Genomic DNA, 10,880 nt, shown 5'->3' on the forward strand with positions numbered 1-10,880 from the left:
GGAGCAGGAGCTTAATCCACCCCGTCGGGCACCCGGAGCACCGCGAGTCCGTCGCCGTCGCGGATGCAGAGCAGGTCGGCGGTCAGGGCGAGGGATCGCGGGGTGGTGCGGCGGCGGATCTCCAGCAGCGGGCGCTGGGTCGAGGGGTCGACGATGCGCACGGTATCGGCGTGATCGCCGATGATCAGCAGCGCGCGGCCGGCGGCCGTCCAGCCGATGGCCAGTGCGGCGGTGCGAGCGGTTCCGATGGGGCGCACCGGTTCCCACAGTGGCTCGCCGGTGACGGAGTGCCGGGTGTGGATCAGATCGTCCTCGTCGGCGATCGCCACCGCGGGCAGGCCGTCGGGGCCGCTGGCGAATCCGACCGCGGCGTCTCGGCGGCCGCCGCCGAACGAGTGGCCGGAAATCCGTTCGCCCGTCAGGAGATTCCACAGGGTCACCGTGGTTTCGGCGCCGCGTTCCCATCCCGGGGGCCGCAGTGTCGCCACCGCGAACACCGCGTCGTCGGGGCCGGTGGTGAAACCCTCGATCGTCAGCTCGTGGTGCAGATCGGGACGTGGAATGGTGTGGCGGGCCTGCTGTTTGGCCCGGCCCTTGGCGTCGATGCGCCACAGCCGGATATCGCCCGCCCAGTCGCCGGTGGCGGCCACGTATGCCTGCCCCGAGGCGAGCAGGCCGCAGCCGACGGTGTCGGCGGTGCTGTCGGTCTGGATCCGTTGGGCGAGCGGCTCATTGGTGTTCACGTCGAACAGTTGCAGGATGCCCGAGCGGTCGGCGGTGACGAGCAGTGGTCCGGTTCGGCCGTGCCCGAATGCGATCGCCGAGATCGCGTCCTTGTGGCGATAGCGAATCGGCCACGGCCCGTCGGATTCGGCGGTCGCGATCCGCACCGCACCGGAATCCGTGCCGATCGCGACGTGTCGCGCGGGGCCCATCGCGAGTTTCGGCACGTCGGCCGATCCGTCCGGGCGCTCGATATCCGAGCCGAGGTCCCAGATGCGCACGACCCCGTGGGCGTCCGCGGAGGCCGCGATCGGCGGATCGGGCCGGGTGGCCGGGCGGGCCACCGCGGTCACCGCATCGGTGTGGCCGCGCAGGACGCGTCCGTCGATCCGCACATGGCCGGAGGCGTGCCCGGTCAGGAAAGTCCTTGTCCCCTCCACGATGTCGACATGGAGCGCCGTGACGGCCTCGGGACCGGCGTCGAACGAGGCTCGGACACCGCGGGATCGAAGGTCCCAGCACACGATCTCGCCGCCGAGATGCGCCACGGCGAGTTCGTCGCCCGCGAATGCCAGCATCGATACCCCGTGGCGATTGTCGCCGGACAGATGGCCGAGTTCGGCTCCGGATTCGAGGGCGAACAGCCGGACCATCCCGCGCCGGTCACCCGTCGCGAGCATCGGACGCTCGTCGGGGCCGAGGCCGACGGCCAAGGGCAGGCTGCCGCCGAGGACGTCCTGGAAGTCGCGAATCATGGTGCGCACGTTCAGGATCGCCCGCGGCAGCGACGGGACGGAGACCGGTACCCGGATCGTGGCGACCGGCTGCCCGGTATCGGCGTCCGTGACGAGCAGCGACATGTTGTCGTGCCGGATCTGGAACCATCGGCCGTCGACGTTGACGATCCGGTCGACTCCCCAATCGTCGCGAGTGCCGGAACCGCCGACCGGGTCCATCCGCAGCTCGCGGCCCTGCTCGGTCGGTTCGCCGATGGGTCGCCCGGATCGGATGTCCCAGATCTCGGCCTCGGATCCCGCGCGGGTGAGGGTCACCAGCAGCGGCCGGTCGGCGGGGTCGGTCGCGAAGGCGAGGTCGGCGATCGGGGATCGGTGGGCGCGGAAGGCCAGGACGCTGTCGTCGTGTTCCGCCCAGACGTGCACGGTGCGGTAGGTCGGCGGGAGGGTCGATTCGTCGAAGGGGTGCGGATCGCCGCCGACGGCCGTCGCGGCCTCCATCAGATGGGCGAGGTTGTCCGAGGGATTGTCCGACAGCAGCGGGCTCGCGCGGCGGTAGCTGCGGATCGTGGGATCCTCGCGCGGTGGATCCGACAGGACCCGGGTGAGGATCGCGGGGTCGGCCACGGCAAGGTATTCCGGTTCCGCGAGCAGGACCTCGATCCATTCCTCGCCGGCGTCGCGGGCGTGTTCGGCGAGGTAGGCGCGCAGGTATGGGTGGGTGTCGCGCCAGGAACCGGCGAGGCGAGCCTGGTCGAGCAGGGCGAGCACGATCCGCTCGCTGACCCGCGGCACCGGGTCGGCGCCGCGCAGGTGGACGGCCAGCAGATCGTGGAAGGGCCGGAAGACCGACCGACCGCCGGGCCCGACATCCTCGGCGATATAGGCGCCCGCATGCTCCAGCAGCCAGCGCACATCGTCGTCGTCGACCCGCGGGCCGCCGCGGACCTCGGCGATCGCCCGGGCCACCGGCACCCAGATGTTCTCCCATGGCAGGCCGGGGCCCTTGGCCCAGGCCAACGCCGCCAACAGGATTCGCGCGACATCTTCGCGGGCGCCCAGCCGTCGCAGATCCTCGTCGAAGGCGGCCGACACCGTGGGCGGGACGTCGTCGAGCGGTTCGATGCGGGAGCGTACGGCCAGGGCGAGCGAGCGGGCGATGAGGAACGAATCGGTAACCGTGGAGCTGGCCCTGGCCGCGATCGACTCCGCGACCGCGGTCACCGCGTCCTGTTCGGCGCTCTGGTACACGGTGGTGACGTCGGGTTCGAACGCGGCGAGCAGCAGCTGCCGGACGTAGGCGGCCAGCGCGGCGCGGTCGCGATACGGTTCGGCATCCAGATCGATGACGCGATCCGGGGATGTCAGTCGGTCGACCAGATGTCTGCGGGTGCCGACGACGACCCGGACCGCCGCCACCTTCGACAGTGCCTGCAGAAACTCCACCAGGTCGGCCGGGGTCGCGGCCTCGTCGACGGAATCCACGACGATGCGCTGGGCCGCCGGGTCCGTCGCGGTCGAAACCAGGTCGGCGAGCAGGGTATTGGCGGTCGATCCCGAGACGCCCAGCGGTCCGGCGAGGGCGGCCGCGACCTGGTCGGTGTTCAGCCCGCGCGCCTGGATGCCGACGATGTCGAGCTCCTCGGGCAGCAGCACGCCCGCACGCAGTAGCAGGGCGTTGTGTAATCCGGTGCGCAGCAGCGCCTCTCGGCTTCCGGCGGCGCTGAGCAGGGTGGGCAGTGCGAGCAGGGTCGACTTACCCGAACCCGGGCTGCCGGTGACGATCGCGATGCCGGGCCCGGCGGGGGTGAGGAATGCGGCGAGATCCTCGATGGCGCGGATTCGGCCGCTGCGGCCGGTGAGGTAGAAGCCGTCGAGTGCCGAAAGCCAGTGGCGCTGTTCGTCGATGGTGAATCCGGCGACATGCGGAAGGTAGCCGGGGTTGGGGAAGAACGGCAGTAATCCGGTCACGCCCCGGCGGGCCGGGGGAAACCAGCGGGCCTCCTGATCGCCTCCCGCGCGGGCGGTGGCGAGGTTGATCTCGCCGACGAGGATCTCGAGGCTCAGATAGCGTTGGGAGGGACCGGTTCTGGGGCTGGTCAGATACTCGGCCAGCGCATCGGCGAACACGCCGTCCTGGGCGTATTCGGTGGTGTTCGCACTGGCCATCACCCAGACGTTGGGGTTTCCGATGCCCTGCAGCAGGCTGTGCATGCCCTCGATGAGCGCGGTCGCGGAGAAGCAGCAGTCGAGGATCACCAGGACCGTCGGCTGGTCCGCGGCGGGTTCGCCGTATTCGTCCACCCGTAAGAAGTTGTCCTCCAGCAGGTCTCGGGTCGAGATCGCGGTGTCGGCCAGATCGGTGCGGGTGGCCGACAGCGGGAGGTAGTACTTGTTGTTGACCTGCACGCCGTGGCCGGTGTAATAGACGATCACCACCGAGGCCGCCCCGACCGCGCCGCGCAGGGCGGCGAACAGGGTCGGGCGGTCCGCGTCGAGCAGATAGCCGGATTCGGTATCGACGATCGGGGTGATGCCCAGTCCGCGCAGTGTGGCGACGACCTGCCGCAGCGAGGCCGGGACCCGGTCGAGCGCGGCGAGATCGTCGCGCGCGTAGTGCTGAGTGCCGACGGCGAGCAGGACCGGCGAATCAGACAAGGCTTTCCCCGATGGCCGCGCCGGTGGCCGCGGCATTGAGGTAGCGCTCGACGGCATGCGGCTCGTCGCCGTTGTCGACGAGGCGGTCCACGACCCCGGGGGTGCCGTCGGCGGGTGGGAACAGCTCGGCCAGGGTCTTGCGCAGCGGCACCACATCGTTGCGTTCGGCGATATTCACCCAGCACGAAATGCCTTGGGGCCAGCTGCCTTTCCCGTCGGCCGGGGCGGGGGTGAGCCGGTCGAAGATGAGGTTGGGGACCCCGAGCGGTGAGCCGAGGGTGATCAGGGTCCGCACCGAGGACGGTGCGGCGCACAGGTATTCGTAGGCGACCACCGAGCCGAGCGAATGACCGACGAGTACCCGGGTGTCGGGGTCGATCAGGGCCGAGACCCGGTCCAGCACCTTCGCTTTGATATCGGGTTCGGCCAGGAATCGCACCGCCTGTTTCACGTTGCCGATCAATGTCTTCTGCGCCACGCCCGCAAAGGTGCTGGAGGTCAGCAGCTTTGCCACCACGATCTGCGCGGCGATGCGGCCCGGTCCCATAGAGCCCTCGGGCGGGGCCAGTTCCGGCTGCACGGTGATCGCCTGTTCGTAGAGTGCGGTGAGCAGATCGCGTTCGGCGCCCGGTGTCACATCCGCGGCGGTGACGGCCGGGCCGTGGGCGGCCATCGCTCCGGGCGGGCGGAACAGGTCGCCGAAGAACGCCACCCGTAGATCCGGCGGACCCAATCGCTGTGCCGTGTGGGCATATCCGGCCGCGGTCAGTCCGTCGCGGAGCGCGGCGAGCCAGGCGGCCTCGAGTTGATAGCCACCTCTGTACTGCTGGGCGATTCCGTGCACCCCGACCACCACGGCCATCTGCTCAGGGTAGGAGGCGCGACGGCGGCATCGGCCCCGAATGCTCGAACCCCGATTAGACAATCTCAATTGAACAATCTTGGTTGTCTATCTAGAGTGGGAGACATGCCCGCCTCGCCGCCACATGTTTCCGAATCGGTCGCCCGGGCGGCGCGCGAGCTGCGCGTGCTGGTCGGGCGGCTGCGACGACGATTCCTGGAGGCGACCGGCGGGCAGGAGGTCACCCCGTCGCAGCTGTCGGTGCTCGGCCGGGTGGCGATCGAACCCGCGACGGCCAGCGAAATCGCTGCGGCCGAACGGGTTCGGCCGCAGGCGGCGGCGGTGTGGCTGGCCGCGCTCGAGGAGCGCGGGCTGATCCAACGGCGGCCCGATCCCGACGATCGGCGGCGGCAGCTGGTCTCTCTGAGCGCGGACGGTCGCGCGTTCTTCGAGGGCCGCCGCCGCGCCAAGGACGAGTGGCTGGCCACCGCGCTGCAGGACAGATACACCGAGGCCGAGCGCCGCATCGTGCTCGAGGCGCTCGCGCTGCTGGAACGATTGGGGGACACATGAATTCGGTGATGGCCCGCGCCCAGGCCCCGGAGCGTTTCGATCGGCGCCTGATCGTGCCGATGATCCTCGCGACGGTGCTCAATCCGATCAACTCCTCGATCATCGCGGTCTCGCTGGTACCGATCGGCGTGGCGTTCGGCGCTCCCCCGGCGCAGACGGCGTGGCTGGTATCGGCGCTGTATCTGGCGACGGCCATCGGGCAGCCGGTGGTCGGGCGGCTGGTCGATCTGTTCGGGCCGCGGCGGCTGTATCTGGCCGGGGCGACGCTCACCGGAATCGCCGGTGTGCTGGGCGTTTTCGCGCCCGCGCTGTGGGTGCTGGTGGTGGCCCGGGTGATCCTCGGCTTCGGCACCTGTGCCGGATATCCGGCGTCGATGTATCTGATCCGCAGCGAATCCGAGCGCACCGGGCGCGACAGTCCGGCGGGCGTGCTGACCGCGCTGGCCGTCGCCGCGCAGACCATCGTGGTGATCGGTCCGACGTTGGGCGGCTTGCTGATTCACGTGGGTGGGTGGCGCGCGACGTTCGCGGTCAACATTCCGCTGGCCCTGGTCTGCCTGGTCGTCGGGTTCGTGCGGTTGCCGAAAACGGTTGCGGCGCGCGAGGGTCGGTCGACGACGCTGGATCTGCCCGGGATCGCGCTGTTCTCGGCGATGCTGGTGGCGTTGCTGCTGTTCCTGATGGAACCGCAAGTGGCGCACTGGTATCTGCCGGTGATCGCGGTGGCGGCCGCGGGGGCGCTGGTGTGGCGGGAGTCGCGGATCGCGCAGCCGTTTCTCGACGTGCGGGTGCTGGGCGGCAATCTCCCGCTGCTGGCCACCTATGTCCGCATGCTGTTGACGGCGCTGGTCGGGTACTGCTATCTCTACGGCTTCACCCAGTGGCTGGAACAGGGCCGCGGGCTGAGCGCGACGGCCGCCGGGCTGATCCTGCTGCCCATGTCCGTGACCGCCATCGCGGTCTCGGCGATCACCGGACGCCGCAAGGCGATTCGCGGCAAGCTGATCGTCGGCGGGCTCGCTCAGATCGTGGCCGCGGCACTGCTGCTGCTCATGCGTTCCGATGCCGCGATCTGGCTGCTGCTCGCCGCGGGTCTCACCATGGGCCTGCCGCAGGGCCTCAACAGTCTCGCCAATCAGAATGCCGTGTACTACCAGGCCGATCCGGCCCGCATCGCCTCCTCGGCGGGGCTGTTGCGCACCTTCACCTATCTGGGCGCGATCGCCTCGGCCGCGGCGGGCGGGGCATTCCTGTCGCCCGGCTCGGATGCGACGGGGCTGCATCATCTGGCGGTGTTCATGCTGTGCGCGGCGAGTCTGTTCCTGGCGCTCACCCTCGTCGACCGCTCGCTGAAACGGTGAGCTGTTCAGGCGTGGTGTCCGGCTCGGCGGGCGGAATACGGGCGGGCCGTTCCTGGTTCGTCGACGTATGACATTCGGTATCACGACCTTCGTCACCGACGAGGGGATCAGCGGTCCGGCACTTGGTGCGGCGCTGGAGGATCGCGGCTTCGACTCGCTGTTCCTGGCCGAGCATTCCCATATCCCCGCGAGCCGCCAGTCGCCCTATCCGCGTGGAGGTGAGCTGCCGCGGATGTACTACCGCGTGGTGGATCCGTTCGTCACCCTCGCCGCCGTCGCGGCGGTCACCGAGCGGCTGGTCCTCGGCACCGGGGTCACGCTTTTGATCCAGCGCGATGTCATCCACACCGCCAAGGAGATCGCCACCCTCGACCAGATCTCCAACGGGCGCTTCGTCTTCGGGGTCGGCGCGGGCTGGAACCGCGAGGAGATGGCCGACCACGGCACCGATCCCCGTACTCGCGGGGCGCTGCTGGACGAACAGATCGCGGCACTGCGCGAGATCTGGACCAATGACCTCGCCGAATACCACGGCCGATTCATCGATTTCGACCCGATGTACTCCTGGCCCAAACCCGTGCGGCAGCCGCATCCGCCGATCTTCATCGGGGGCGGTAAGGCCGCGGCCGATCGCGCGGTTCGCCACGGCGTCGGCTGGTTCCCCACCGCGGTGACCGATCCGGCCGAGATCCCGGCTCAGCTCGCCATGCTCGAGGGGAACGATCGGCCCGTGATGGTCGGGGCCGTCGCCCCGGACCCGATCATGATCGAGGCCTACCTCGAGGCCGGTGTGCGCGACATCTGCCTGAGCCTGCCGACCGTGTCCGAATCCGAAACCCTGGCCATCCTCGACGATTACACCAAGATCATCGATAAGTATCGGTCAGCGGGTCGGTAGGCATCTGATCACCGAGTGCGGTCGCGGTACTAGCCGATGCGGCAGTCCTGCATGTTCTGCTGGAACTGCTGCTGGTCCAGGGCCTCCTGGACCGGCGTGCCCAGCAGGTTCGGCACCGCGACGCCCATGACGTTGGGCTGGCTGTCGTAGGCACCCGTGGACTGACGCCAGCCCACGTACGCCTGCGCGACCTGCTCCGGAGTGGCCGTGGGATTCGTCTGCCGCGCGTGGTTCACGAAATCCTGGGTGGCCTGGCAGACCTCGGGGGTGACGGGATCGGCGTTGGCGGCGGCCGTCAGGCCGGCACACGCGGGAAGTGTCACTGCGGCGAGAACCGCGAGAACCGTAAGCTTCATGGAAAACCTGTCTATTGACCTGAGTCGCCCTGAATGCCTATCGGCACCAGCGGCATTCCGAGTGGGATGCTACCGGCCGAACCCGCCCCCATCGAGCGAGTCTCGCGGATCCTCTCGTCGTTCATCGTCTCGATATTCGACGTTCGCTGCCTCGATGCCCCGGGGTCGTGTGGTCATGGTTTCAGCGGTGGGATTGCTCTTAGGCAGCGGGTGTGAAGTGCCGGGCGATGGTGTGGCCGATGAATTCCGTATTGGTGAACAGCGACGAATAGTGGCGCTCGACGCGGTCCTGGATCTCGCGGCCCGCGAGTTCGGGTGTGCCGACACCGAAGACGGGTTCGGGGGCGTATTCGATGAGGTATTCCTGGGTGCGGGCGATGTCCTCGCCGAGCAGGTCGTGCACCAGATGCAGGCCGAGTTCGATACTGCCGGTGACCGGTCCGGCGGTGAACCGGTTGCGGTCGCGGACCACATTGCCGGGTTCGAGGGTCGCACCGACCAGGGGTAGCAGGTGCCGGGCATGGTAGTTGGTGGTGGCGCGATAGCCGTCGAGCAGGCCCGCGGCGCCGACAAGCAGTGCGCCGAAACAGATTCCACCGACATAACGGGCGCGCGCGCCGCGGTCGGCGAGGAATTCGAGGGTCTCGACATCGTCGAACACCTGCGGACCGACCGCGCCGCACAGCAGGACGTCCAGATCGGCCGGGCAGTCCTCGAAGGTGGTCGTCGCGCGGGCGGGCAGTGGCGGATTGGCGGGGACCTCGTCGAGGGTCTTGCCGACGAAGTAGAACTCGACATTGGGCAGCAGCAAGAAGGCGGTCTGCGCGCCGAGTACATCGATGGGCATCCAACCGGGCGCCACCAGGATCGCGATCTTGATCGGATCGGCTAGGGGCGCAACGGGGTTCGTCATCAGGTATTCATCCCTTCACTGGCGGGCGGTCGTCATCGACCGGCCCGCCTCCACTTTAAGTCAGACTGCAAGTGGCTGGGAAGGATGGTGAGAAACTCGACAAACAACCCCTACAGCTCGGCGAGTCCTCGTTCCAGATCGTCGAGGCCGAGCGAGCCCATCGACAGGGCCGCCATATGCCAGGACTTCAGGTCGAAGTCGGCGCCCTGGGCCGCCTGCGCGGCGGCGCGGCCGCGCAGCCAGGCCCGCTCGCCGAGCTTGTAGCCGATGGCCTGGCCGGGCCAGCCCAGATAGCGCACGATCTCGCTGTCCAGCAATGCGCCGGGCAGACCGCAGTATTCGCCGAAGAACTCGCGGGCCGGACCGGGCAGCATGATCTCGCCGGGGCGATAGGGCGAATGCGACGGGAACTCCAACTCCAGATGCATGCCGATATCGAGCACCACCCGCAGGGCGCGCAGCATCTGCACATTGAGGTAGCCGAGCCGGTGGCCCGGATCGGTGAGGTAGCCGAGCTCGTCCATCAGCCGTTCGGCATACAGCGCCCAGCCCTCCACATTCGCGCTCACCAGGCCGAGAGTGACCTGATACTTCGACAGGGCGTCGGCGCGGTAGATCCACTGGCCCAGCTGCAGATGGTGACCGGGCACGCCCTCGTGGTACCAGGTCGACACGTGCTCCCATTCCGGGAATCGGGTGCGGCCGAAGGCCGGCAGCCAGGTGCGGCCGGGGCGGGAGAAGTCCAGTGACGGCTGGGTGTAATAGGGCGCCGAGGCCGTTCCGGGCGGGGCGATCCGCGATTCCACGCGCTTGAGCGGTTCGGCGAGATCGAAGTGGGTGCCGTCGAGGTCGGCGATGGCGCGATCCATCAGTGCCTGCAACCAGATTCGGGTCTCCTCGACGCCCTCGATGGCCGGGCCCTCGGTCTTGAGCCAGTCCATCGCCTCATTGGGCGTCGCACCGGACCGGACCCGGTCGGCCTCCTGGCGCATCTGTGCGGCCAGATCGTGGAACTGCTCCCAGCCCCAGGCGTAGGCCTCACGCAGATCCAGGTCCGCGCCGTTCCAGTACCGGGCCAGCAGGCTGTAGCGCTGTTCGCCGACCGCGTCGGGCGTACCGGCCGCGGCGGGCAGGTATTCCGTGCGCAGCCAGTCGCGGATCTCGGCAATGGCCTTGGCCGCGGCCAGCGCACCGGTTTCCAGCTCCGGGTGCAGGGCTTGCGGTGCGGGAGAGATGAATTCGCCGAACCAGCCGCCGGGGTGGTTTCCGGCCAGCCATTCGTCCAGCTGCTCGGTCACAGTGGTGATCTGGCGGGGCGCGGCCAGCAGTCCGCGGTCGATCCCGGCGGTGAGGGCCTCGCAGTAGTGCCGCACCGCCACCGGCATCCGCGCCAGGCGGGCGGCGATGTTGCGCCACTGGTCGTCGGTGTCGGTGGGCAGCATCGTGAACAGACCCTGCAGGTGATGCAGCGGCGATTCGAGGTTGCGCACGGTGCGCAGCAGCTCGCCCGAATCATGAACCGCCAGTTCGGCGGCCAGGCGCTCGCGCAGCAATGTCGCGCAGCGCAGTTCGCCGGGGTCGTCGGCGATCTCGGCCGCATCGAGTTCGGCCAGGGTCCGCCGGGCCTGTTCGGCCAGGGCGTCCTGGCCCGCCGGGGAGTAATCGGGCAGCCGGTCGTCGGCGGGATCACCCAGCCCCAACTCGACCGCGATGAGCGGATTCAACTCGGCCATCGCTGCCACATACCGATCGGCGATCCTGCGCGCGGACGTCTCCTGAGCCATGGCAGCCATTGTTACCGAAGCGAACCGATTATGGGTAGA

The 10,880-nt window shown here is 69.0% G+C and carries 8 protein-coding genes; 3 read left to right on the plus strand and 5 right to left on the minus strand.

Translation table 11 applies throughout. The features are described from left to right. Window positions 1–11 precede the first annotated feature (11 nt). On the minus strand, window positions 12–4,115 hold the full coding sequence (locus ACIA76_RS01845) for a hypothetical protein (RefSeq protein WP_397147284.1): 4,104 nt from the start codon (window positions 4,113–4,115) through the stop codon (window positions 12–14). Then, window positions 4,108–4,977, minus strand: coding sequence for a hypothetical protein (locus tag ACIA76_RS01850; RefSeq protein WP_397147286.1), 870 nt, complete (start codon window positions 4,975–4,977; stop codon window positions 4,108–4,110). Before ACIA76_RS01850 ends, ACIA76_RS01845 begins: the two co-directional genes overlap by 8 nt. Window positions 4,978–5,082: 105 nt before the next feature. Between ACIA76_RS01850 and ACIA76_RS01855 the strand changes: the two genes are divergently transcribed. The 3 genes from ACIA76_RS01855 to ACIA76_RS01865 all read left to right on the plus strand — a co-directional run bounded on the left by ACIA76_RS01855 (window position 5,083) and on the right by ACIA76_RS01865 (window position 7,788). Next, on the plus strand, window positions 5,083–5,529 hold the full coding sequence (locus ACIA76_RS01855; protein WP_397147288.1) for a MarR family transcriptional regulator: 447 nt from the start codon (window positions 5,083–5,085) through the stop codon (window positions 5,527–5,529). Then, the gene (locus tag ACIA76_RS01860; RefSeq protein WP_397147290.1) at window positions 5,526–6,890 is read left to right on the plus strand and encodes an MFS transporter; all 1,365 of its coding nucleotides are present in this window, start codon (window positions 5,526–5,528) and stop codon (window positions 6,888–6,890) included. The genes ACIA76_RS01855 and ACIA76_RS01860 overlap by 4 nt, the downstream gene beginning before the upstream one ends. Window positions 6,891–6,957: 67 nt before the next feature. After that, window positions 6,958–7,788, plus strand: a complete 831-nt coding sequence (locus ACIA76_RS01865; protein WP_397147292.1) for an LLM class F420-dependent oxidoreductase — start codon at window positions 6,958–6,960, stop codon at window positions 7,786–7,788. Window positions 7,789–7,817: 29 nt separating this feature from the next. Here the strand turns inward: ACIA76_RS01865 and ACIA76_RS01870 are convergent, their stop codons facing one another. The 3 genes from ACIA76_RS01870 to ACIA76_RS01880 all read right to left on the minus strand — a co-directional run bounded on the left by ACIA76_RS01870 (window position 7,818) and on the right by ACIA76_RS01880 (window position 10,841). Further along, window positions 7,818–8,144: a hypothetical protein gene (locus ACIA76_RS01870; RefSeq protein ID WP_397147294.1), complete on the minus strand. Its 327-nt coding sequence runs from the start codon at window positions 8,142–8,144 to the stop codon at window positions 7,818–7,820. A gap of 199 nt (window positions 8,145–8,343) precedes the next feature. Beyond that, window positions 8,344–9,057, minus strand: coding sequence for a DJ-1/PfpI family protein (locus ACIA76_RS01875; RefSeq protein ID WP_397147296.1), 714 nt, complete (start codon window positions 9,055–9,057; stop codon window positions 8,344–8,346). Window positions 9,058–9,167: 110 nt separating this feature from the next. Continuing rightward, on the minus strand, window positions 9,168–10,841 hold the full coding sequence (locus ACIA76_RS01880; RefSeq protein WP_397147298.1) for a DUF885 domain-containing protein: 1,674 nt from the start codon (window positions 10,839–10,841) through the stop codon (window positions 9,168–9,170). Window positions 10,842–10,880: the final 39 nt, after the last annotated feature.

Source organism: Nocardia sp. NPDC051570, from assembly GCF_044454005.1.
GTDB lineage: Bacteria > Actinomycetota > Actinomycetes > Mycobacteriales > Mycobacteriaceae > Nocardia.